Source organism: Amycolatopsis sp. NPDC051061, assembly GCF_040682935.1.
Taxonomy (GTDB): Bacteria; Actinomycetota; Actinomycetes; order Mycobacteriales; family Pseudonocardiaceae; genus Amycolatopsis.
On the sequence record NZ_JBFBBZ010000016.1, the window covers coordinates 163,522 to 185,814 of the forward strand.

General features: G+C 66.0%; 24 protein-coding genes. 9 read left to right on the plus strand and 15 right to left on the minus strand.

Translation table 11 applies throughout. The annotated features are described in order from the left end of the window. Positions 1 to 15 precede the first annotated feature (15 nt). On the plus strand, positions 16 to 213 hold the full coding sequence (locus tag AB0N03_RS23125) for a hypothetical protein (protein ID WP_364375215.1): 198 nt from the start codon (positions 16 to 18) through the stop codon (positions 211 to 213). On the opposite strand, the gene AB0N03_RS23130 is transcribed toward AB0N03_RS23125, so the two are convergent. The 4 genes from AB0N03_RS23130 to AB0N03_RS23145 are packed head-to-tail and all read right to left on the minus strand — an operon-like array spanning position 210 to position 4,378. Continuing rightward, positions 210 to 977 (minus strand): 3-oxoacyl-ACP reductase, encoded by a 768-nt coding sequence (locus tag AB0N03_RS23130; RefSeq protein ID WP_364375218.1) that lies wholly within the window; start codon positions 975 to 977, stop codon positions 210 to 212. The two genes, AB0N03_RS23125 and AB0N03_RS23130, sit on opposite strands and share 4 nt — an antisense overlap. Next, on the minus strand, positions 977 to 2,344 hold the full coding sequence (locus tag AB0N03_RS23135; protein WP_364375221.1) for an aldehyde dehydrogenase family protein: 1,368 nt from the start codon (positions 2,342 to 2,344) through the stop codon (positions 977 to 979). The genes AB0N03_RS23130 and AB0N03_RS23135 overlap by 1 nt, the downstream gene beginning before the upstream one ends. After that, a complete protein-coding gene (locus AB0N03_RS23140) occupies positions 2,341 to 3,051 on the minus strand; it encodes a gamma-glutamyl-gamma-aminobutyrate hydrolase family protein (protein ID WP_364375224.1) in 711 nt (236 codons plus the stop codon). Before AB0N03_RS23140 ends, AB0N03_RS23135 begins: the two co-directional genes overlap by 4 nt. Continuing rightward, entirely contained in the window at positions 3,032 to 4,378 is a 1,347-nt protein-coding gene (locus AB0N03_RS23145) for a glutamine synthetase family protein (protein ID WP_364375354.1), read from the minus strand. Before AB0N03_RS23145 ends, AB0N03_RS23140 begins: the two co-directional genes overlap by 20 nt. Positions 4,379 to 4,948: 570 nt before the next feature. On the opposite strand from AB0N03_RS23145, the gene AB0N03_RS23150 reads away from it, so the two are divergent. Then, complete coding sequence (locus AB0N03_RS23150) at positions 4,949 to 5,473, plus strand: general stress protein (RefSeq protein WP_364375227.1); 525 nt, start codon at positions 4,949 to 4,951, stop codon at positions 5,471 to 5,473. Positions 5,474 to 5,565: 92 nt separating this feature from the next. On the opposite strand, the gene AB0N03_RS23155 is transcribed toward AB0N03_RS23150, so the two are convergent. From AB0N03_RS23155 to AB0N03_RS23165, 3 genes are all read right to left on the minus strand, one after another. After that, a complete protein-coding gene (locus AB0N03_RS23155) occupies positions 5,566 to 6,816 on the minus strand; it encodes a hypothetical protein (RefSeq protein WP_364375230.1) in 1,251 nt (416 codons plus the stop codon). Further along, positions 6,813 to 7,136, minus strand: coding sequence for a PadR family transcriptional regulator (locus tag AB0N03_RS23160; protein WP_364375233.1), 324 nt, complete (start codon positions 7,134 to 7,136; stop codon positions 6,813 to 6,815). Before AB0N03_RS23160 ends, AB0N03_RS23155 begins: the two co-directional genes overlap by 4 nt. Positions 7,137 to 7,225: 89 nt before the next feature. After that, on the minus strand, positions 7,226 to 7,672 hold the full coding sequence (locus AB0N03_RS23165; RefSeq protein WP_364375236.1) for an Lrp/AsnC family transcriptional regulator: 447 nt from the start codon (positions 7,670 to 7,672) through the stop codon (positions 7,226 to 7,228). 62 nt (positions 7,673 to 7,734) lie between these two features. On the opposite strand from AB0N03_RS23165, the gene AB0N03_RS23170 reads away from it, so the two are divergent. From AB0N03_RS23170 to AB0N03_RS23185, 4 genes are all read left to right on the plus strand, one after another. After that, the gene (locus AB0N03_RS23170; RefSeq protein WP_364375239.1) at positions 7,735 to 8,637 is read left to right on the plus strand and encodes an SMP-30/gluconolactonase/LRE family protein; all 903 of its coding nucleotides are present in this window, start codon (positions 7,735 to 7,737) and stop codon (positions 8,635 to 8,637) included. Positions 8,638 to 8,688: 51 nt separating this feature from the next. Beyond that, a complete protein-coding gene (locus AB0N03_RS23175; protein WP_364375242.1) occupies positions 8,689 to 10,242 on the plus strand; it encodes a recombinase family protein in 1,554 nt (517 codons plus the stop codon). A 115-nt stretch (positions 10,243 to 10,357) separates the two neighbouring features. Then, positions 10,358 to 10,921, plus strand: coding sequence for a hypothetical protein (locus tag AB0N03_RS23180; protein WP_364375245.1), 564 nt, complete (start codon positions 10,358 to 10,360; stop codon positions 10,919 to 10,921). A gap of 110 nt (positions 10,922 to 11,031) precedes the next feature. Next, a complete protein-coding gene (locus tag AB0N03_RS23185) occupies positions 11,032 to 11,625 on the plus strand; it encodes a hypothetical protein (RefSeq protein ID WP_364375248.1) in 594 nt (197 codons plus the stop codon). 1,125 nt (positions 11,626 to 12,750) lie between these two features. On the opposite strand, the gene AB0N03_RS23190 is transcribed toward AB0N03_RS23185, so the two are convergent. Continuing rightward, positions 12,751 to 13,509 (minus strand): DUF5677 domain-containing protein, encoded by a 759-nt coding sequence (locus AB0N03_RS23190; protein WP_364375251.1) that lies wholly within the window; start codon positions 13,507 to 13,509, stop codon positions 12,751 to 12,753. Positions 13,510 to 13,623: 114 nt separating this feature from the next. Here AB0N03_RS23190 and AB0N03_RS23195 point away from each other — a divergent pair, with 114 nt between their 5' ends. After that, a complete protein-coding gene (locus AB0N03_RS23195) occupies positions 13,624 to 14,946 on the plus strand; it encodes a hypothetical protein (protein WP_364375254.1) in 1,323 nt (440 codons plus the stop codon). 375 nt (positions 14,947 to 15,321) lie between these two features. Here the strand turns inward: AB0N03_RS23195 and AB0N03_RS23200 are convergent, their stop codons facing one another. Genes AB0N03_RS23200 through AB0N03_RS23225 form a run of 6 tightly spaced genes read right to left on the minus strand, consistent with a single transcriptional unit; the run spans position 15,322 to position 19,676 of the window. Then, the gene (locus AB0N03_RS23200) at positions 15,322 to 15,660 is read right to left on the minus strand and encodes a hypothetical protein (RefSeq protein ID WP_364375256.1); all 339 of its coding nucleotides are present in this window, start codon (positions 15,658 to 15,660) and stop codon (positions 15,322 to 15,324) included. After that, complete coding sequence (locus AB0N03_RS23205) at positions 15,653 to 18,016, minus strand: FtsK/SpoIIIE domain-containing protein (RefSeq protein ID WP_364375259.1); 2,364 nt, start codon at positions 18,014 to 18,016, stop codon at positions 15,653 to 15,655. The genes AB0N03_RS23200 and AB0N03_RS23205 overlap by 8 nt, the downstream gene beginning before the upstream one ends. Further along, a complete protein-coding gene (locus tag AB0N03_RS23210; RefSeq protein WP_364375262.1) occupies positions 18,009 to 18,821 on the minus strand; it encodes a hypothetical protein in 813 nt (270 codons plus the stop codon). Before AB0N03_RS23210 ends, AB0N03_RS23205 begins: the two co-directional genes overlap by 8 nt. After that, the gene (locus AB0N03_RS23215) at positions 18,818 to 19,156 is read right to left on the minus strand and encodes a hypothetical protein (RefSeq protein WP_364375265.1); all 339 of its coding nucleotides are present in this window, start codon (positions 19,154 to 19,156) and stop codon (positions 18,818 to 18,820) included. The genes AB0N03_RS23210 and AB0N03_RS23215 overlap by 4 nt, the downstream gene beginning before the upstream one ends. Continuing rightward, positions 19,153 to 19,485: a WhiB family transcriptional regulator gene (locus AB0N03_RS23220; RefSeq protein WP_364375268.1), complete on the minus strand. Its 333-nt coding sequence runs from the start codon at positions 19,483 to 19,485 to the stop codon at positions 19,153 to 19,155. Before AB0N03_RS23220 ends, AB0N03_RS23215 begins: the two co-directional genes overlap by 4 nt. After that, complete coding sequence (locus AB0N03_RS23225; RefSeq protein WP_364375271.1) at positions 19,482 to 19,676, minus strand: helix-turn-helix domain-containing protein; 195 nt, start codon at positions 19,674 to 19,676, stop codon at positions 19,482 to 19,484. The genes AB0N03_RS23220 and AB0N03_RS23225 overlap by 4 nt, the downstream gene beginning before the upstream one ends. A 167-nt stretch (positions 19,677 to 19,843) precedes the next feature. Between AB0N03_RS23225 and AB0N03_RS23230 the strand changes: the two genes are divergently transcribed. Together AB0N03_RS23230 and AB0N03_RS23235 are read left to right on the plus strand one after the other, a co-directional pair. Continuing rightward, positions 19,844 to 20,218, plus strand: a complete 375-nt coding sequence (locus AB0N03_RS23230; protein ID WP_364375274.1) for a helix-turn-helix transcriptional regulator — start codon at positions 19,844 to 19,846, stop codon at positions 20,216 to 20,218. 174 nt (positions 20,219 to 20,392) lie between these two features. Next, on the plus strand, positions 20,393 to 21,523 hold the full coding sequence (locus tag AB0N03_RS23235) for a tetratricopeptide repeat protein (protein ID WP_364375276.1): 1,131 nt from the start codon (positions 20,393 to 20,395) through the stop codon (positions 21,521 to 21,523). On the opposite strand, the gene AB0N03_RS23240 is transcribed toward AB0N03_RS23235, so the two are convergent. Continuing rightward, a complete protein-coding gene (locus AB0N03_RS23240) occupies positions 21,509 to 22,057 on the minus strand; it encodes an NUDIX hydrolase (RefSeq protein WP_364375278.1) in 549 nt (182 codons plus the stop codon). The genes AB0N03_RS23235 and AB0N03_RS23240 overlap by 15 nt on opposite strands. Positions 22,058 to 22,293 lie beyond the last annotated feature (236 nt).

The following is a 22,293-nucleotide window of genomic DNA, read 5'->3' on the forward strand; positions in this document are numbered from 1 at the left end:
TCGACGCTGGTCACCATGACCACCACCGTCGTCGCCCTCACCCTGATCGTCGGCGTACTGACCTTCGCCGCCGGCGCCTTCCTCGCCTCCGAGATCGCCGTCCGCGTGCTGCGGCGCCGCGAAAAGCTCGTCTCCGAGGAGCGCAAGAAGCTCAACGCCGCCTGGAGCTACCTTCGGGAGGTCTACGGCGTCAAGAAACCGACCAAGCGTTAGAGCGGGGTGACGTACGCGCCGGAGATGCCGCCGTCGACCAGGAACTGCGACGCCGTGATGAAGCTGGCGTCGTCGCTGGCCAGGAACGCGACCGCGGCCGCGATCTCCGACGGCTCGGCGAACCGGCCGACCGGCACGTGCACCAGCCGCCGCGCCGCGCGTTCCGGGTCCTTCGCGAACAGCTCCTTGAGCAGCGGCGTGTTCACCGGCCCCGGGCACAGCGCGTTGACGCGGATGTTCTCCCGCGCGAACTGGATGCCCAGCTCGCGGCTCATCGCGAGCACCCCGCCCTTGGACGCGGTGTAGGAGATCTGCGACGTCGCCGCGCCCATCACCGCGACGAACGACGCCGTGTTGATGATCGAACCGCGGCCCTGGCGCTGCATGTGCGGCAGGACGGCCTTGCAGCAGTGGAACACCGACGTCAGGTTGACGCGCTGGACCCGCTCCCACGCGTCGATGCCGGTGGTGAGGATCGAGTCGTCTTCCGGGGGTGAGATGCCGGCGTTGTTGAACGCGACGTCGACCGAGCCGAACTGCTCGACCGTGCTGTGGAACAGGTTCTCGACCTGCTCGGCGTCGGTGACGTCGGTCTGGATGAAGGCGCCGCCGATCTCGTCGGCGACCGCCTTGCCCTCGGCCGGCGTCAGGTCCGCGATGACGACCTTCGCGCCTTCGCTCGCCAGGCGGCGGGCCGAGGCGAGGCCGATGCCGCTCGCGCCGCCGGTGATGACCGCGACGCGGCCTTCGAAACGCTGGACCATTACTCCTCCGTGCTGAGAAAGACGTTCTTGGTTTCAGTGAACGCCGCCGCGGCGTCGGGGCCCAGCTCGCGGCCGAGGCCGGACTGCTTGAACCCGCCGAACGGCGTCCAGTAGCGCACCGAAGAGTGCGAGTTCACCGACAGGTTGCCGGCTTCGACGCCGCGCGCGACCCGGAACGCGCGGCCGGCGTCACGGGTCCAGATCGACCCGGACAGGCCGTACTCGGTCGCGTTGGCCATGCGGATCGCGTCGGCCTCCTCGGCGAACGGCACGACGGCGACGACCGGGCCGAAGACCTCGTCCGCCACGGCCGGGTGCCGCAGGTCGGGCGGGGTGAGGACGGTCGGCGGGAACCAGTAGCCGGGGCCCGACGGCGCGCTGCCGCGGAACGCGACCGGGGCGTCGTCCGGCACGTAGGAGGCCACCTTCTCGCGGTGGGCGGCCGAGATCAGCGGGCCCATCTCGGTCTTCTCGTCGCCGGGGTCGCCGACGACGACGCCGTGCACCGCGGGCTCCAGGAGCTCCATGAACCGGTCGTACGCGCTCGCCTGCACCAGGATCAGCGATCGCGCGCAGCAGTCCTGGCCCGCGTTGTCGAAGACGCCGTAGGGCGCGGTCGCCGCGGCCTTCTCCAGGTCGGAGTCGGCGAAGACGATGTTCGCGTTCTTGCCGCCCAGCTCCAGCGTCACGCGCTTCACCTGCGCCGCGCAGCCGGCCATGATCTGCTTGCCGACCTCGGTCGAGCCGGTGAAGACGACCTTCCGCACGCCGGGATGGTCGACGAACCGTTGCCCCACCGCGGATCCCTTGCCGGGCAGCACCTGGAAGACGTCCTCCGGGATGCCTGCCTCGCGCGCCAGCTCGCCCAGCCGGACCGCGGTCAGCGGCGTCAGCTCGGCGGGCTTGAGGACCACGGTGTTCCCGGCGGCGAGCGCGGGCGCGAACCCCCAGCCGGCGATCGGCATCGGGAAGTTCCACGGCACGATCACGCCGACCACGCCGAGCGGTTCGTGGAAGGTGATGTTGACCCCGCCCGGCACCGGGATCTGCTGCCCGATCAGGCGTTCCGGGGCGGCGGAGTAGTAGTTGAGGACGTCACGGACGTTGCCCGCCTCCCAGCGGGCGTTGCCGATCGTGTGGCCGGAGTTGGCGACCTCGAGCCGCGCGAGGTTCTCGATGTCGGCCTCGACGGCGTCGGCGAAGCGGCGCAGGAGCCGCGCGCGGTCGCCGGGGGTGACGTCGCGCCACGCCGGGAACGCCGCCCGCGCGCGGGCGATCGCCGCGTCGGTCTCCTCCGCGCTGGTCAGCGGGACCGTCCGCACCACCTGCTCGGTGGCCGGGTTCCGGACGTCGAAACTGGTGGTCATGTCCTCTCCTTGCTCGCGTCGACGAGGGCCGCGAAGAGCCGCACGTCGTCGCTGTCCTGCTCGGGGTGCCACTGGACGCCCAGGGTGAACTCACCGGGCACCTCGGCGGCCTCGATCGTGCCGTCGGCGGCCCAGCCGACCGGCTCCAAGCCGGTGCCGAGCCGGTCGATCGCCTGGTGGTGGTAGCACAGGGTCTTTGTCTCGGAGCCCAGGATCGCCGCCGCCCGGCTGCCCTCGGCCAGCGTGACGGTGCCCCGGCCGAACGTCGCCGGCGCGGGCTGGTGCTCGGTGGATTCCTTCGCCTCCGGCAGGTGTTGAGTGAGCGTGCCGCCGAGCGCGACGCTCATCACCTGCAGGCCGCGGCACACGCCGAGCACCGGCTTGCCCGCCTTGCGCGCGGCTTCGAACAGGCCGAACTCGAAGGCGTCCCGGTTCGGCCGGGTGTAGGTCGCGGGGTGCGGCTCCTGGCCGTACCGCTCCGGTTCGACGTCGGCGCCGCCGGTCAACACCAGTCCGTCCACAGTAGACACGAGCTTGTCGTACGCGTCCGACACCGGGGGCAGCAGCACCGGGATGCCGCCCGCCGCGACGACGCAGTCGACGTAGACCCGGTGCAGCAGCACGGCTTCGGTCTCCCAGACCAGGAACTTCGCGGGTTCCAGGTAGCTGGTGAGGCCGATGACGGGCTTAAAGGCGCTCGAAGCCACGGACCCGCTCCCAGTCGGTGACGGCGGCGTTGTAGGCGTCGACCTCGATCTTCGCCGCGTTCAGGTAGTGCTCGACGCCCTCCTCGCCGAACGCTTCGCGCGCCAGCTCACTGCCCGCGAGGGCCGCGGCGGCTTCCGGCAGCGTGGTCGGCACGGTGCCCCGGTCGGACTGGTAGGCGTTGCCGACGAAGGGTTCTTCCAGCTCCAGCTCGTTTTCGATGCCGTGCAGGCCGGCCGCGATCAGCGCGGCGACGGCCAGGTACGGGTTGACGTCCCCGCCCGGCACGCGGTTCTCGACGCGCAGCGACTCGCCGTGGCCGACGACGCGCAGCGCGCAGGTGCGGTTGTCGGTGCCCCACGCGATCGCGGTCGGCGCGAAGCTGCCGGGTACGAACCGCTTGTAGGAGTTGACGTTCGGCGCGAGGAAGTACGTCAGCTCGTGCAACGCGGCGAGCTGGCCGGCGAGGAACTGCTCCATGAGCGTCGAGAAGCCGTGGTCGTGGTCGCCCGCCATGACGGCGCGGCCCTCGGTCGAGCGCAGGCTGATGTGGATGTGGCAGGAGTTGCCCTCGCGCTCGTTGTACTTCGCCATGAACGTGAGGCTCTTGCCCTCCTGCGACGCGATCTCCTTGGCGCCGTTCTTGTAGACGCTGTGGTTGTCGCAGGTGCTCAGCGCGTCCGTGAAGCGGAAGGCGATCTCCTGCTGGCCGGGGTTGCACTCGCCCTTGGCGGACTCCGGGTACAGCCCGGCGCCGGCCATGTCGTTGCGGATGCGGCGCAGCAGCGGCTCCAGCCGCGCGGTGCCGAGCATCGAGTAGTCGACGTTGTACTGGTTGGCGGGCTTGAGGCCGTGGTAGCGCTTGTCCCACGCGGCTTCGTAGGTGTCGTCGAAGACGATGAACTCCAGCTCGGTCCCGACGTAGGCGGCGAGCCCGCGCTCGGCGAGGCGGTCGAGCTGCCGGCGCAGGATCTGGCGCGGCGAGACGGCGACCGGCCCGCCTTGCACGCACTCGACGTCGGCCAGGACCAGCGCGGTGCCCTCGTGCCACGGGATCTCGCGCAGGGTTTCGAGGTCGGGCCGCAGCACGAAGTCGCCGTAGCCGCTCTCCCACGACGAGAGCGCGTAGCCGTCGACGGTGTTCATGTCGACGTCCACGGCGAGGAGGTAGTTGCACGCCTCGGTGGCGTGGCCGACGACCTCGTCCAGGAAGTACTCCGCCGAGCAGCGCTTGCCCTGGAGCCGGCCCTGCATGTCCGTGAGCGCGACGAGCACGGTGTCGATCGTGCCCGCGTCCACGCGCGCCCGGAGCTCGTCCAGCGTGAGCATGCCTCGTCTGCGTGCCATCAGCCGCCCCAAAGGTTTGATGCGAATCCTTTGCGGCTTCTTCCTACCCGGTGAGGTCCGACCGGTCAACCGGAACAAAGGTATTTTCTTGAGCCATTGGATCGGCGGTTCGCGGCGGGGACGTCAGGGCCCGGCAAAGTCACGGCCGCGCGCGGGGTCGGGTGTCGCGAATGGGTCATTGGGGGCGCCGGAGGTCCCGAATGAGTCATTCGCGACGTTTGGCAGGGTGGCGACGTCATGAACGACCCTTTCCTGGCGCCGGACGTCATGAACGACCCTTTCATGACATCCCGACCCGGCGAACGCGACTTTGCCGGGGCCTGTCGCCGGATGACGTGACAGAGTCGTTCACGTCAGGTCGGCGACCCGGTCGCGCACGTCCGCGGTAGCCTCCGGGCCCGCCTGGCACGCATGATCGGCGAGCCGCCCCACCCACCCGGGTCCGGCGCGGCGGATTGCGCGGTTTGCCCGGCTGAGAAGAGCCTGTGAATTCGGCGCGGCGGGAGGAATCCGGGGTACTCCCACGTTGTACGGGGCAGAGAGGTGAGATCGATGACCACAGCATTCACGCAGCAGAGCACGATCGGACAGCAGCAGGCGCGGCCCCGGCTGCCCACCCTGCCCACCGGCTGGCCGATCGGTTCCTACGAGTCCTACGAGCAGGCACAGCGCGCGGTCGACCACCTCGCGGGCGCGGAGTTCCCGGTCACCGACGTCACGATCGTCGGTGTCGAGCCGATGCTCGTCGAGCGGATCGCGGGCAAGATGTCCTGGGGCAAGGTGCTGGGCAGCGCGGCGACGTCCGGCGCGATGTTCGGTCTGTTCCTCGGGTTGGTGCTCAGCCTGCTCAACCCGGGCGCGGGCCTGGTCCCGATCGTGATCGGCCTGGTCGCCGGGCTCGGGTTCAACCTGCTGTTCGGCGCCCTGGGCTACGCGGCCAACCGCAACAAGCGCGGGTTCATCTCCCAGAGCCAGCTGGTGGCGCGCCGCTACGACGTCCTGTCCCAGCCCCGCAACGCCGAGAAGGGCCGCGCACTACTGGCGGACCTCGCGGCCCGCAGCGCGTTCGGCCACTGACGCGCTGAAAGTCGAAGGCCGCCCCCGGATCGTTCTCCGGAGGCGGCCTTCGTCGCGTCAGGAGCGGCCCCGACCTCCGCTCCTGCTGGCTTCTACCTGGTCGGCGTCGTCGGCGGCGGCGTGGTCGCCGGTGTCGTCGTGGGCGCGGGCGTCGTCGTTGCCGTCGGTGTTCCCGACGTCGTCGGCGGCACGGTCACCTTCGGGATCGCCGCGCTGAACGGCACTCCCGCGTCCTCGCGGCAGGCCGAGCGGTACCCGTTGTAGCCGTTGTAGTTGCCCTGGTCGTCGGTGACGCCCTGCTCGATCTTCGGCCGCGGGAACCGGTTGTCCTCGCCGATCTTCTCCTTGCTCCCGCTCGACCGCTCGCAGCCGTAGCGGGTGAGCGTGATCGGCCGGCCCTGTTCGTCGTAGAGGTAGACCTCCGTGAGCGGCTTGCCCTCGGCGTCGAAGGCGTAGACGTTCTCGATCTCGTGGCTGCCGTAGGTCAGCTGGTCGTTGCCGTAGCGGTCCGACGTCGCGTAGTACGACGGCGAGCTCGAATAGGAGTTCCGGTTCGAGATCAGGTCGACCGCGGCGCCGAAGCCGCCGAGGATGCCGCCGATGACGAACGCCGAGATCGGCACGGCCACCCACAGCAGCCGCCGGTCGCGCTGCAGCCGCGGGCCCGCCCAGACGGCCGCGCCGCCCGCGACGAGCAGGAACGGCAGCAGCAGCACGGCGCCGCGCGAACGCAGCATGAGCAGCAGCCCGAAGGCGATCAGCACGACGGCGCAGACGATCCACCACGCCGGCTTGAGCGAAGCGAGGTAGCTCAGCGCCTTCCCGGAGTCCTCCTGCTGACGTCCCTTGTTCAGCGTCTGCCGCAACCACGCCACTTCCGGCAGCGCCAGCACCGGCTCGATCCCGCCGCGCAGCAGCAGGAACAGGCTGATGAGGAACACCGGCAGGAAGAGCCCCGCGCCCAGGAGCGCGTCCGGTTGGACGCTCACCGCGGCGGCGAACGCGAACAGCGCGAGCGCCACCGCGCAGAGCACCAGGCCCCAGAACGCGATCCGCGGCTTCGCGAGGCTCGGGTTCTTGGTCGTGGCGAGCACCTGCGTCGCGCCTTCGGCCGCCGGCGGGTACCCGCCGGACGCGCGCAGCTCGGCGGCGTAGCTTTCGGGCGTGCCGAGCCGCTCGATCAGGGCCTCGACGCGGGCCCCCTCCCCCAGCTCGGCCTCCAGCTCGGCCAGGTGCGGGCGGACGTCTTCGAGGATCTCTTCGATCTCGCTCGCGGGCAGGTCGGCGAGCGCGGTGCGGACCCGCGCCAGGTACACCCGCACGGCGGTCGGCTTGTCGCTCATGCTGCCTCTCCCAAAAGCACGTTCATCGTCGATGCGAAGCTCTGCCAGGTCTTGCCCGACTCCGCCAAGCGGAGCCGGCCCGGCTCGTTCAGGCTGTAGTACTTGCGGTGCGGCCCCTCTTCGCTGGGCACCACGTACGAGGTGAGCAGGCCGGCCTTGTAGAGCCTGCGCAACGTCCCGTACACCGACGCGTCCCCCACCTCGTTCAGGCCGGCGCCTCTGAGTCTTCGCAGGACGTCGTACCCGTAGCCGTCTTCCCCGCGGAGCACCGCGAGCACGGCCAGATCGAGCACCCCTTTGAGCAGCTGACTGATCTCCACTGCACCCTCCAGTCTTACGCTTGGAAAGGTACCACGCATTGCACAGTAGTGCGCACGGCGGAGGGCCAGACGGGCGTGTCGGGCCTCTTTCAGGCGGTCGGGTCCACCGGGCGTTCGAAGAAGGACTCGAGGATGACGATCGTCTGCGTGCCGGTGACGCCGTCGATCGCGAACAGCCGGCGCAGCGACGCCTGGAGCTCTTCGGTCGTCGGCGTGCGCACCTTGACCAGTAGCGACGCGGGCCCCGCGATGACGTGGGCCTCCACCACCTCGGGCAGGGCTTCGAGGGCCGCGCGCACCGGCTCGTTCCCCATCCAGGCGTTCGCCTCGACGAGGACGAACGCCGCGACCCCGCGACCGACCGCGGCCGGGTCGACGTCCACGGTGGTCCGGCGGATCACGCCCTGCTCGCGCAGCTTGCGGACGCGCTCGTGGGCCGCGCCCGCGGAGAGACCGACGGCTTTGCCGAGGGCGGCGTACGCCTGCGTCGCGTCCAGCTGCAGGTGAGCGAGCAACATGCGATCCACGTCATCCACGGCTTGACCATATCAGGTTCGGCAATCCATGCTTATCGCAGAATCTCATTTAGGAGTGGTCGATGGATCTGGTGAAGACGGACTTCGAGGTGCTGGACGAACGCTTCGCCCGCGTCAACGGCGACGAGTGGATGCAGCGCCTGCACACCGGCTGCCGCTGGACCGAGGGGCCGGCGTACTTCCCGGCCGGGCGCTACCTGGTGTTCAGCGACATCCCGAACGACCGCACGCTGCGCTGGGACGAGACGACCGGCGAGGTCGGCGTGTTCCGCCAGCCCGCCGGCTACTCGAACGGGCACACGGTCGACCGCGCCGGCCGGCTGGTGAGCTGCGAGCAGGGCCGCCGCCGGGTGACGCGCACCGAGCACGACGGCACGATCACCGTGCTGGCGTCGGAGTTCGAGGGCAAGCGGTTCAACAGCCCGAACGACGTCGTCGAGCACTCGGACGGGTCGATCTGGTTCACCGACCCGAGTTACGGCATCGACAGCGACTACGAGGGGTACAAGGCGGAGAGCGAGATCGGGGCGTGCCACGTGTACCGGGTGTCGCCTTCGGGTGAGGTGCGGATCGTCGCGGACGACTTCTCCCGGCCGAACGGGCTGGCGTTCTCAGCCGACGAGTCGCTGCTGTACATAGTGGACACGCGGCAGAAGCCCAGCCACCTCCGGGTGTTCGAGGTGGGCTCCGGCGGGACCCTGACCGGCGGGTCGGTGTTCGGGACGTGCGACAACGGCGTGTTCGACGGAGTCCGGGTGGACAGCGAAGGCCAGGTCTGGGCGGCGGCGCACGACGGGTTGCACTGCTTCGCGGCCGACGGGACGCGGATCGGGAAGCTGCGGGTGCCGGAGATCTGCTCGAACTTCACGTTCGGGGGTGCGAGGGGGAACGAGCTGTTCATCACGGCGTCGAGTTCGCTGTACACGCTGCGGGTGACGGTCAACGGGGCTCGCTACCCGTCGTGAGCGGGAAACAGTGTTCTAGCCAACCGTCACCTGACGACCTACCGTGGTCGTATGGCTCACTCACACCAGGTTAACGCAGGTCAGGACGGCCGACAGCCAATCTTGGACTCCTACGCGCGGCTGTCCCGCAACCAGGCGGGGAAGCTGGAGAAGTGCGAGACTCAGCACGCCGACAACCGCGACGTGATCACGCGGTTGGGCGGCGTGCTGGGTGAGGAGATCTCCGACCCGAAGCTCTCGGCCTGGAACCCGAAGGTGCACCGCCCCGGCTGGGAACGGATCATGAAACGCGTCGCCGCGCGCGCGTGTGACGGGGTGGTGCTGTGGAATACAGACCGGGGGTGGCGGCAGTCGCCCGATCTTGAGGACATGTTCAAGCTGATCGAGGGGTTCGACTCGTTCACGGTCGCGTCGTCGCACGGTCGGTATGACCTGTCGGACTACAACGACCGGTTCCAGTTGCGGCAGGAAGTGGCGCACAATCAGCGCAACTCCGATGAGGCGTCGCAGCGGATCTCCCGTCGGTTCGACGTGCTGCGGCGGAAGGGCATTCCGCACCACCAGGGACGCACGTTCGGGTTTCCCGGTCTGGACCGGACCGTCTCCCGGGAAGCGGCGTTGGATGAGGACGGCAGGGACACCCGGGCGCAGGTTCCGGCGGCGCTGGTGGAGCGGGAGCGGGCCGCGTTGCGCGCGGGAACGTCGGCGGTGCTGGCCGGGGTGTCACAGCGCCAGTTGTGCGCCGAGTGGAACGCGGCCGGGTTGCGCACGACCACCGGGGGCGAGTGGGTACCGGCGAAGGTCAAAGCGCTGCTGTTGCGGCCGCGCAATGCGGGGTTGATCGAGCACGACGGCGAGATCGTCGGGCACATGCCGGGCGACCCGATCGTCGATCCGGGCGAGTTTGAGCGGTTGCGCGCGTTGTTTGCCGGGCGGACGCGGGGGCGGCGGCCGGGGCTGTCCTACGTCGGGTCGGGTATCGCGACGTGCCCGGGGTGCGGCAAGAAGCTGTCCGGGCGTCCGCACGTCGGGGAGTACCCGGACGGGACCCGGCGGCGGCAGTACGCGTGCACGAAGGCACGCGGCGGGTGCGGAAAGGTCGCTGCGGACCTGCGGTCGGTGGACCGGGAGATCCGAGGAATGGTGATCGCCCGAATGTCGGACAAGACCCATGCGGCGGCGATCAAGGCCGTCCGGGCGCGGATCTCCGATCGGCTCGCTGCGGTCGATCGGGAAATCGCCGAATGCGAGGCGCGGCAAGAAGCGATCGCGGCGAAGTGGGGCGCGCGGAAGATGACCGATAAGGCGTTCGACCGCGCAAACGAGCCGCTGATCGCCGATCTGGCGCGGTTGGAGGCCGAGCGGGAGGAGTTGACTGGGGGAAACCCGGAAGGCCCCACAGAGGCGATGAGCCGTGAGGAAGCGGCCGAGAAGTGGGACGCCGCCGACATCGGCGAGCAACGCGCCATGCTCACTGACGCACTCGGCCGGGACACCCTCTACGTTGATCCGTCCGACCGGACCGGGTTCCGCACCTTTAACCCGAAGCGCGTCCGTGTCGAGCCTTACCAGCCCACTACGGGCCGCCCCACGGCTTCCTCCTGACAACATCCAGCAAGGTGCGAGTCCTTACGGGCGAGTAGTACGTTTTCAGCAGCCAGCGGCCCCTTCCTCAGCTATTGTTAGGTTTCTTCGTCGCCTAGCCGAGGAGAAACTAGCTGTGCCAAATAATACACCTTGGTGGTTTACCCTGACCTCGGTTGCGCTCACGGGCGCGCTTACGCTTGTCACATCATGGTTAGTGGCTCGTCATACAAGCAGGAAGACCGACGAACGGCTGAATCTTGAGATCGAACACAAATCTGATCTCGAACGTAGAAAATTACTCTATGACGCACGTCAAGAGCTCTACTTAGAGATTTTCAGGAGCCTGCACGCGATCCACGACATGGTCGCCGTTGTTGAACTTTCCGAGGACCAGGAAAACGCGATAACTGCCCTCATTCAGACATCTCGGAAGATCCCCGAACTGAGCGTTTCGGCGACACTAATCGCATCGGTGGAAGTTGCAGACGTGCTCGAAGAAATATCCAGCAACATTCTTACATTTCTCAAGATGGTGAATCACGTATTTCATTCGAGAAATGAAGTGCGCGCAGACGAGATGTGGCACGAGGCGATTGATGTAGACAAGCATGGGAAACTGCTGCACCTCATGCGAAGAGATCTGGGTTCAGAAGGAAAAGATTTCAACGCGAAGAAGTCTAGCTATAGACGAGGATAGTGCTCCTCGTGCGCGCTCATCGTCCCGCATCGCAGTAGCCCAAGCTGGGCAAGAGTAGGCGACGGCGAGCGGATCAACCTGGGCGAACGGTAGATTCGGAGTGTAAATCAGTGAACGTGCAAGCGGCGATCATCAGCGCTATAACTGCCGCAACAATTACCTTGGTAATGGACGTGCTGCTTCGACCCTATCTTGAGGTGCGAAAGGATCGAATTGTCTCGGCAGCGCGGGATAAGCGCGATCTTGTTGTCAGTCTTGATATAAGTGCTTCGCATATCACCAGCTCGGCCGCCATCAATGGGCCGAGTCAGATTCAACTTCGCGAGGATATCGATACATGTACAAATCATTTGGCGTTGATAGCCAGGATTCGCTGCCCCGGCAAGACTCGCAGGGTCTGTCACGACGCGATTTATTCTGTTCGCTCGACCCTGATCGTAACGCTGGAAACGATCGAAAGCGGTGAGCGCATAACGGAGATAAAGGAAAATCGCGACGCGATAGCGGGTGTCGCACGAAAACTCCTCCGAAGTCAATATTCAGAATTATTTCTCATGATGGTCCTCGTGAGAGGGTTGCTATTGATTCCTCCGTTCAAAATACGTGCGACACATGCGCATCATAGAGAACTGAAAAAAGTGATGGACGAGAACAAGGAGCGAATCCGGTCTATGGCAAATTCTAGTGCGAACCCTGCCACGTGAGAGGCCATGTTGATTAACGACCTAATCGACAGCAGTAGCTCATCACCTTGGTAAGTCACTGCTGTCGTTTGTACGTACGGCGGGGACTCGGGTCAGCTCAGCATGAGCGGTAGCCGACGATCAGGTTCCCTTGCCCCCGTTGCTGCGCGAGCGTCAACCACCCGATCTGCGGCCCGGGGTTCGCGTGCGGCGTGTCGTCGGTCATTCCGCTGAAATCCAGGTGGCACGCGTCCACCGACAACGTGCCGTCCGGGTTGGGTCGGGACGCCTGCCCGGAGAGCTAGAGGTTGTTCACGTAGTCACCCGCCGCCGTGACCTCTGCCGCCATCGCGCGGATCGCGGCCGGGCAGTCAGGCACATGCGCTACTGGCCGATCACAGCCTGACCGCGCGCAAGTCTCACGGCGTGATGACCGTGCGCGCGACTGACGTCACGGTCGCGCTCACCCGCCAGGATACCGGGGATCCGAGCGGGGAGGAGACGGGGACGGGGGAGTTCTCCCCGCCGACTCCGCGGAGTCGTCTCCCCCGCTGACCAGCGAGAAGATGGCTCGGGGAGTCGGGGGGAGCCGTCGCCGGCCAAGCCCCGAAGCCGGGCCGAAAACTCGGGTGATTCCGGGTCAGGTGCGTCTCCCTCTCCAGCTCCCCGCCAGCCGGACGAGGGGAGGTGACCGGCCCCTTTGCCCAACCACCCTGCACAGGCACCACAGGCGACCACGCGGCAGCACGCGAAAGGCAGCGACCATGACCATCAGCGCAACACAGAGGACGGTCGTCCGACCCATGATGGAGGAGCGAGCGAGACGGCTGCGTCGGACGGGGATAGGTCTGGCACCGACCGGATCCCGGCGCGCCAAGCAGGGCACCGCCGTCCGAGGAGTTGAGCGGCCCGTAGATGGTTCGGGAACGTCCAAGCCCGACGGTCCCTCGGTGAGGCTCACGGCGGGGCCAGACGGCGCGCTGTGGATTGTCGTTGACGACGTCGACGTCGACGTCGGCGAGGTGGCTGCCAAGATCAGCGCAGTGTGTGACTCACTGATCCATGGGCGACGATTTCAGAAGTGACCACGCAGAGCGCGCCCCACTTACGTCTGGAGGTGGGGCGCGCTCTGTTGCTAAAGGTAGCTCACTTCTTCCGGTCGTCCGACTGTGTCGTGTCATGGGTATCAAGTTTGAAGCCTACGATGTTAGAGAGTTCCTGTTCGATTTGTGTAATCTGACTTTTCCAAGGCTTGTTGACTAGTAGATCGCTAAATGCATTAGTGGCCAAAAGAAGCAGGGCGGCAATTTCGTTTGATGAGCTCAGTGAATCGGGTGGCTCACTCAAGTTTGGTTCGCGCAGTAGAATCAAACTTCCGTCGACGGAATCGACGTATGCAACCGCGCTAGAGAATGACGCGTGACTCAACGACGTGTTGCGGAGCCAAGCGATGTAAAGTCTATGAACGCCAAAGCGTTCGCAAAGATGTTTGAAGTGGAGGTAGCTTCCTTCACTTGACGGTGCAACGTCGAAAGGCACGTACTCGCGGACGAGTTGCAATAGTTCAGTCTCGGAAGTTCCCTGGATACTTTCTTTGATCTTTTTGAATGTTACATCTTGATAAGCTTTGATTATACTGTTTACCGCGTCTTCGCCGGCGACGGAGAGCCATACAATTCCGAGTGCATGTTCTAGCATGGACCGCCGCATGGGTGCAGCTTCGTGGCCAAAGCCAAGTTTATCTAGGGCAAGCACGGCTTTCGATGTGCGAATTAAAGACATGTACCAGCCATGGGCCATAATCGCAGTGCGCCTGGTTGACTCATCTACCTGGATTTTCGGGATTGATTCGTGAAGTGCATACAAGGACTCGATTATTTCTTCGAGAGATCGTTTGTTCTGCATGAGGTTTACCCTACCTGTCTCCTGTCGATGATGTCGCGATGGAACGCTGCAAGGGGGTGTCGTCCTGCTACCATGTGTGGATCGTTGATGGTCCTACCCTCTGTTGCGGGAGCTATGGCAGATACAGATGAGATATTTTCGGGGTGCATTGGGTTCTTCTGGCCTCTTAACGAGGCAGGTGAATATCTTGAGTCTGACCCGCAACGCGGCTATATACAGCTAGACGGTGATGGATTCCTGTTAGTCGACACTCTCGATGAGAATCCAATGGCAACAATGGGTGCCAGGGTGGATGCCACGGAATCGCCATATGCACTCGTGTGTTCCACGAAAAGCACCTCATTGTTGCTGTTGAATATATCCGATGCGGGTGGTTCTATGAATATGGGGGGAAATCGCGCATCGGTCCGAAAATATCGCTGTCGCTCAGCTGTCTTTGGTGTGCCGATTGAGGATGTCCAGGGCGTTAAGATCAATAGAATCGAGGCGTTCTTTCCCGGCATCCGCGAATGGAGTGGTGTTGAGGTTTCCGAAGAAAGCTATGAGCGTAAGCCGGACGGCCGCCTAGAGAGCTTCAGTCTGAAGGTAGCCAGCATGCCGGAAGAAACCATGCAGATGTCTGAAGGAAAGTCTTTTATGATGGCCGCTTACTGGTCGGTTGACGGACCAGTGGACCGTAGGAGTATCTACTGCCCCGTGAGTCTGGGGTGTGTAAGCGATGTATCTGACGATATATGGAAGCTCTTGTATCCCCTAATTAGGGTTCAGGACTTGATTAACCTGGCATACGATCGTTTTATCGTGGCCGACGGCGGTCGGGCGGTTATTTCTCAGAATGACGGTAGTGATCCTAGTCGCAAGCTGTGGGATCGCTGGCTCATGAGGGTTCCAAAAACGGCGAGAGTTTCGAAATCAAACAATGAGTCACCTTATTTTGACTTGGCTGACCTTGGTGGACTTGAAGGCTTGTCTCGGTGGTTCACGCTATTTGAGGAGCATTCACGCGCCGTAAAGCCTGTTGTAGACCGCTATCGAAATGGAGATACGTCTGCGGAAGTTTCACTGCTTGAGATTGCGGCAGCTATGGAGTACTGGAAGGCGTCTCACGCCCGCGTCCCCGGCGCGGAATGGGCAAAAGAAAAGTATCCATCTTTAGCCACCGCCATGCTTGCCGGATCACCATTTTTCGCGTGGGTTGGCGATGCGGAAAAATGGGCAGACAGGTTCTGGGCGGTCTACAATTTGTTGAAGCATGAGCCGAAGTTTCAGCCGGACTACGGCGAGATCCGCATGCTGGCCAATGTTGGTCGCAGACTTCTGGCGTCGGAGCTGCTTGTGGAGGTGGCGCAAAGTGCAGATATGCGCGAAAAATACTGGTCAAGTCACCGTATTCACAACTACGGAACCGCAGTAAGGGAATACGTCAATAACCTGTAAGGTGGGCACCTTCCGGGCTACGGCGTCGAATGCTTGACGCTTTCGCTTCTGTAAGGTGCGTTAGTTGTCGCCGCCGTGTTCCGGCTTTGCCGATTCTATCGCTGTCCAGCTGGGTGGATTGCCGATCTCAATTGCATTGCGTGTATAGGAAGCGTGGCCGCGTAACCAGGATGCTACTTCTGGCATGGCCTCTTGCCAGCCGTCAGGTAGGCGCCTTCAGTGTGCCATCAGGTAATTTCTGTGCTGCGAATTGAAAGTCGACGTCGAGCCATCGAATCCGGCGCTCCTCGGGGATAAACCCTCTTCCTCTACCTGCTGCAACGCCACCATGTCGATCATCTGATCGACATGGTGGCGGGAACGCGACGCGCGCCGTCAGCCGTTCTGTCGCCGCTGGGGCCGTTGCTGAGCCAGTCGGGCATCGATGCGGTTGAGGATCACTGCGAGGGCACGGATCTGCTCCTCGGTCATCGGTGGCCAGTCCACGACCGTCACGGCCCACCGGTCGACCGCTTCGGCGTCCAACCGTGCCTGTTGCTGTGCGTAGGTCTCCCGCGCGACCGGTTCAGGGTCGCTCGTCTCGGAGGTGCGCTCGATCCTGCCGCCGTGGCTACCGTCCTGTTCGGTGCGGGCTGGTTCATCGGTTCCTCGCTTGCTGTGTCGCCAGGTGGCGGGGTGGGTGGTTGCGGGGTGTCCGGCGCGCTGGTTAGCCATCGCGCCCGCCGCCGTCGTCAGGGAGGGACCCGGACGTGTCCCCGGAATCGGCCGGTTTTCGGCCCGATCCGGGGTCTGGCCGGCGGCGGCTCCCCGGCCTCCCCGAGCCGTGTTCCCGCTGGTCAACGGGGGGAGATTGCTCCGGGGAGTCGGCGGGGAGAACTCCCCGCGTCCCCGGCCCCTCCCCACGCGCGTCCCCGCTGTCCCGGCGGGCGAGAGCGGCCGTGACGTCGGCGGCGTGCACGGTCATCACGCCGTGGGACTTGCGGGCGGTGATGCCGTGCTCGGCCAGCAGCGCGGACAGCGCCGCGAAGCTCCACCCGCCGTAGTGCTCCGCGTTGAGCTCCACCAGCCGCGCCAGCACCGCCTGTGTCCGCACCCGGTCGTCCCCGCCGATCACGTCGGCGAGATCGGCCAGCTCGTCCACCTGGATCGGTCCGGCCGCTTCGAGTTGCGGCCGTGCGCTGGATTCGACCGCCCGGCCCGTCTCCTCAATCAGCGCCAGGGCGCGGCCGATCACCGGCGTGACGTCGTCGGTCCCGTCCTCGAACGGGACGTAGAACGTGCGCACCAGCTCGAACGTCTCATCGGTGATGCCGACCGCGACACAGGTTCCCCGGTCGGTGTTGATCCGTAGTTCGGTCGCGCGGATACCGGCGGCGTACTTCCCGGACCCGAGTAGCCCGTCGTTGGCGACCTGGTCGGCCACGCTGAAAGCCACTCCACATGAGACGTTGCGGGTAACCTCCCGAGGGATGCTGTCCTTCGTCGGTGACTGGGTGGCCAGCAGCAGCACAATCCCGTACTTGCGTCCTCGCTTGATCAACCTGGTGGCCAGTTCGGCGGCTTTCTTGCCGTACTTCGGGTGCTGAAACAACTCGTGGCACTCGTCGATCCCGCACACCAACGGGTGCAACCCGAGCCCGGCCTTGTCGGCGAGCTTGCGGGAGACCTTCGGCGGGCGGCTCGGTTGCTCTCCGAGGATTTTGCCGCGTCGCTCCATTTCGGTCAGCAAGTCCGCCAGCGCCTGCGTTGCCGCTTCGGCCACGCTGTCGTCCATCCCCATCCGGTAACGCGACAAGCGGGGCCGGAACGGCTCGAAATCGGGCGACTCGCCCATGACGAACGCCCACAGTTCGGTGGTGGGGTCGAGTGCCGCGCCGAGCAGCAGCGTCCGTAACGCGGCCGACTTCCCTTGCCCGGGACGGCCACCAATCAGCCAGTTCACTCCGATCAGCGGCGCGTTGATCACCACACCGCGTTGCGACAGTCCGAACGGGACACCCTCGAACACGTCGACCTGTCCATCGTGGACCAGCGGCCATTGGCCGGCGCCGCCCCGCAGGACGCCCTTGTCGGCGATCCACAGGTCCAACAGTCCGTCTTCGTCTCCCTTGGTAGGCCACGTTTCCAGCGACGCCCGCCCGAGGTTCGCGGCCAGTTTGGACCGTCGGGCGGCGACCATGTCGGCGGTGACTCCGAGCGGCAACCGGACCTGAGCGAACGTCCCGTCACCATCCTTGCGGGCGGCCACGGTGTAGACCAGCTCCCCGCCGTCGCGGTAGAACCGGTCCAGCGGACTGATTCCCAGATGTGCCAACGCCTTCGAGATCATCCGTTCATCAATCCATGAGTCGGCGTCATCACGGTCTGGCCGGACCAGCCACCCCGCACCCGGTGTGCGGTCGCGTCCCTCGAACGCGGCGGCCACGGCCCACGCCACCGGGATCACGATCAGTAGCAGCGGCACCACGACCGTGAGCGCTGACCAGACGGCTTCCACTCCCGTGTAGACGTTCGTCAGCCATGGCCACATGTCCGCCCGGTCCATCACCGAATCCACCAGCCACAACACCGCCACGACCGGAGCGGCGACGCGGAGGGTGATTACCAACCGGCGCACGGCAATGCCGAGCTTCGCCCACCGTGCCGTGGCGTCCGACCGGATCAGCTCCTGCGCGGTCCGGCGTGCGTCGGTGTCCCCGGCCAGCCGGGCGCGGCGGGCATCGGCGCGGAGATCGGCGTAGGTGGCCCAGTACCAGAACTTGACCAGCCACCGCCAGTTCCCGCGCAGGATGAACCACACCAGCCGGACAAGATCCTGCGGAACCTTCCGCGCCCGGTAGGCGGCCAGTGACCGCGCCCGGACCATCGGCCCGGACCGCCAGACCCGCCCGGCGGTGGCGGCGATCCGCCGCCACGGCGACACCCGGCCCGGGGCTGTCCGGCCCCGGGGCTGGGGCAACGTGTCGTCGATCAACTCGCCGTCGAACACCGGGCCGACGTGTTCGACGTCCCGCCCGCCAGCGCGGGCCAGTGCGCCGTGTTCATGGTCGTCCCTGTTCGGTTCAGTCATCGGCGCGCACCCCCTTGCCGATCTCGGCGGAGAGCGCGGCGGCGAGGCGGGAGGACAGTCCACGGGAACATCCCGTGGTCTCCCGCACCCACGCCGGAGTGATCTCCACACCCGGCGTCCACGCGTCCCGGGCGTCGGTGAGGTAGTCCGCGAACAACTTCCGCCGGGCCGGACGCGGTGCCGCCGCCGTGTTCGGTTCAGGAACCGGCTCCGGTTCCGGAACCGGAGCCGGTTCCGGCGTGTCCATCCGGTCTGTGGCGTTCATGAACGCCACCATCACCGCGTCGGTGAGCTTGTCCCGCAGGTCGGTGACCGCTTCGGCGGCGACGAACACCACCAGCGGCGGAACCGAGTGCAGAACCACTCCGGCCGGCGAGCCGGAAACCCACGATGACCAGGTGTTCATCACATACGTTGCGGCCAGCGTGAGCCACTTCGCCGCCCGCACCCATGCTCCCGTGTGGACCTGGTACCGGGCGGTGACCTGTTCGGCCCGCAGGATAGCCAACAGGACCAGGCACACGGTCGGATCGAGCAGCCACGCCGTCAGCCACGGCAGCGACCCGAACGCAGCTCCGGCGGCGGCGAACCACTGCACGTTGGCCGTGGTGAACGCCAACCCGAGCACGATCCCGGACCAGCACAACCGGTCCACCTGCGCCCGGGCCCGCTCCACCCGCAGCGCCACCACGTCCGGGTGGGTCTGCCAGCGCCGGACGTCGGCCGCTTCGGCGGCATCCTCCGCGAGTCGCCGCGCCCGCCCCGGCGCCACGGCCGGTTCGTGGTTGTCATGGGTCGTGGTCATCGGCGGCCACCACCCCGGCGGCGCGTACTGGTGGTGTCCATGGACGTGACCGTCAGGACACGCGTCAGGACGAAGGCCGCGATCAGGTCCGGCACTCCGAGAACCACCAGCACCAACGTGGGGTTGTGCACGTGGGTGATCACCAGCCACTGAACGCCTGTGAACGCCGTGCCCGTGAACAGCACACGCCCGGCCAGCGACACCACCCGTGAACTTGCCCGTGCCGCGTCGGCGGCCCGGCGAGCCTTCCGGGCGCTGTAGCGCCACACCATGAACAGCGCCAGCAGCACCACGATCCCGGCGAGAATCTGTATCGGCGTGAGGTTGACGTTCATCGCGCCTCACCACCCCGGCGACGCGCCCACACCGGGTACAGGGCACGCCGGTCCGTGTCGGGCAGCGCGCCCCACACCCCGACCGTGTCCGGTCCGGCGGTCCGCAACTCGAGTTCCCGGCACTCGTCGATCACCGGACACCCGGCACACATCCGTGCCGCCAACTCCCGGTCCGGCGACTCGTCACCGGACAGCTCCGGCATGTCTGCCCGATCGAATGCCCAGAAACACAGTCCGTCCGTGGTCACCACTTCGCTGAGCACATGACCCGGCACAGCGGCGTACCGGACGAGCCGAGCAGCCATCTCCTTGTAGTCGGGTTCGGTCATCGCGCACCCCCGTCGAGCACGCGCCGCAGCTCAGCGGCAGGGATGACGAGCCGAGAGCGGCGCCGCACTGCGCGGAGCGAACCGACCCGGATAGCGCGATGGATGTCGTTGCGGTCGACGCCGAGAATCCACGCGGCGTCGGCCAGTGAGTAGAACACCGGACCACCGGCGTCAGGAATGTTCTTCTGCATTGAAGTAAGCCCTTTGAGTCGTTCAGCTGATTTGAGCTGAAAAAGAAAGCTGATTTAGTCGCATGAAAGCGTGAGAATGGCCCGAATGCGCGACGCGGTGTCGATCTCGGCGCCGCGGAATCCGTTAGGCGCTAATGTCGGCGCTGAGGCGGACCACGGAGGAATGGGTGTCGGAAGACTGGGCGGCGGTCGCGAAGACCATCAACGAGCGCGTGAACGAGCTCGGATGGAAGCAACGCGAGCTGGCCGAACGCTCGCAGGTCTCCCAGGCGATCGTCCGCGAGATCCAGAACCACACCGTGGAGCGCAAGCGCAGCGACCGCACTCTCGAAGCCCTGGCCGTGGCGCTCGGACTGCACCCGCAGCACCTGCTCGCCGTGCTGCACGGCCGCATCCCGCCGGCCCTGGGGCAGCCTCGCGAGGACATGGAAGACGCCGTGTCGGCGCGGCTGGCGGTCATCGAACAGCGGCTGTCGCAGATCACCGATCAACTGGCTGATCTCACCGAGCTGATCCGTCGTGATGGTGATCCGCGCGGCTAGCGCGAGTTCCTTTTCGCGGTCGGCCTCTGGGGCCGTCCGGCGGGTCTTGCTGTCGCGTGTCATGCCTCTAAGAAACGGCATTTCTGCGGCCGCCGGGAGCTGGCAGCGGATGACACACCCCGTGTTAGCTCGTGTTATCTCCGCAGGTCGCGGCCGCTATCGCCGGGCAGCATCATGACGTCGATAAGCCCCTTACAGGCCGCTCGGAACGCGGTCGGCTGGAGTCAGGAAAAGCTCGCGCGGGCCATCAACGCGCGCGCTGCGGCGCACGGATTGGCGGAGCGTTCGGTCCCGAGTCGAAAGACGGATATCTCCAGGTGGGAGAACGGGCACGTTACGCCGGAACCGCCAATGCGCGCAGTCCTGCGCGAGATCTACGGCCGCACGGACGCGGAACTGGGTCTCCCGCCGGGTGACGCCGCGATCGGCGAGGAACTAGCCGAACGCCTCGTCGTCGCCAACCGTGTCGACGCCGCGATCATCGCGGGGTTTCGCCAGGAGGTTGACGGCGTCCGCCATGCCGACCGCCGGTTCGGATCGGCCGCTCGACTGGAGCGGCTGCGTGGCCAGATCACGGAGATGGAGGACCGGCTTCAGCACACCCTGTTACGGCGCGACCGGGCGCCACTGGCCGGGGTGCTGGTCGAGGCGTCCACGTTGGCCGGCTGGAACTCGCTCGACATCGGCTCACTCACGCAAGCCTGGGGCCACTACGAACGCGCGAAGTCCGCCGCACTGGAGGCTGATTCGGCCGCGCTGCTCGCGCACGCCACTGCCGAGCAGGCATATGTCCTGATCGATGCGGGCAACGTCGACGACGCGGTGGCCCTGTTCGCTGAGGCACGATCGATCGGCGAGCAGGCGCCGCGCCTGCTGCGCGCGTGGCTGGCAGCCGCCGAAGGCGAAGGCCACGCCATCGCCGGACACCGCGACGACGCCTTGCGCGCTTTCGACGAGTCCGACGCGCTTCGGCCGTCCGAAGTCGTGCACCCCGAGCTGCCATTCCTGTTCCTCGGCGGCACGCACCTGGACCGCTGGCGCGGCAACGCGCTCGTCCACCTCGGTGCACCTGAGGCTATCGAACAACTGGAACGGCTGGTCGACGACGCCCGATCGTCGTCTTTCGTCCGGGCGAGCGCAGCTGTGTACGTCGACCTTGCGCTTGCCTACAGCGTGGCCGGGGACCGGGAGGCCGCACGGACTTACGCACAGCAAGCCCGGCGAATCATCTCCCAGGTCAGGTCCGTCCGGCTGCGTCGCCGACTGGAACGGCTCGTGCTGCCCGGCGACTCATGCCCGGCGTAAGTTGAGGTAGTAGAGCAGGGACACCAGCGTGCCGGACCCGAGCAGCTCCTGACGCTGCGCAAGCTCGTTCACCCGGGACAAAGGCACCCACTCCACCCGGCCCACCTCCTCCGTGTCGGTCGGATCGCCGACATGCTCGGCCGCACGCCACAGGTAAACGTCCACAGGCGCGGTGACCTGCCCGGGTAGCGGCTCGAAGCTGACCAGGTGCTCCGGCTCGCCGATCGGCTGCCAGCCGCTCTCCTCGGCAGCCTCCCGGGCTGCCGTCCCGGCCGAGTCGTCGCCGTCGTCGACCATGCCGCCGAGCAGCTCATACCCCCACTGCTCGGTGGCGAAGCGGTAGCGCCAGAGCATGAGCGCTTCGTCTTGGTCGTTCACGATCAGCGCGATAGCGATCCGCGCGAGATGGACCACGTGGTAGTCCCACCGCTCGCCGTTCGGCGCCTCGACGTCCGTCAACCCGACCTTGACCCACCGGTTGTCGTAGACCAGCCGCTCACCGAACGTCTTCCACGACCCATGCTCATCAGCCACGCACGCAGCCTACGGCTAAGTACAGCCAAGCCCCAGCAGTCCGACAGGCGCGCGAGTGCGCCGCAAATCTGGCCATGTAATGTGAATCACATGGCGAAGCCTGGTCACTTCTCAATGAACCTCTCGGGTCCGCCCGAGCGGCTACAGGAGCTTATGGGTCGACTTCAAGTCGAAGGTATTGACGCCAGTCCGACTACGGGGGGTCGCCCAGATGATCCTGCTGAAGCAAACCTGGC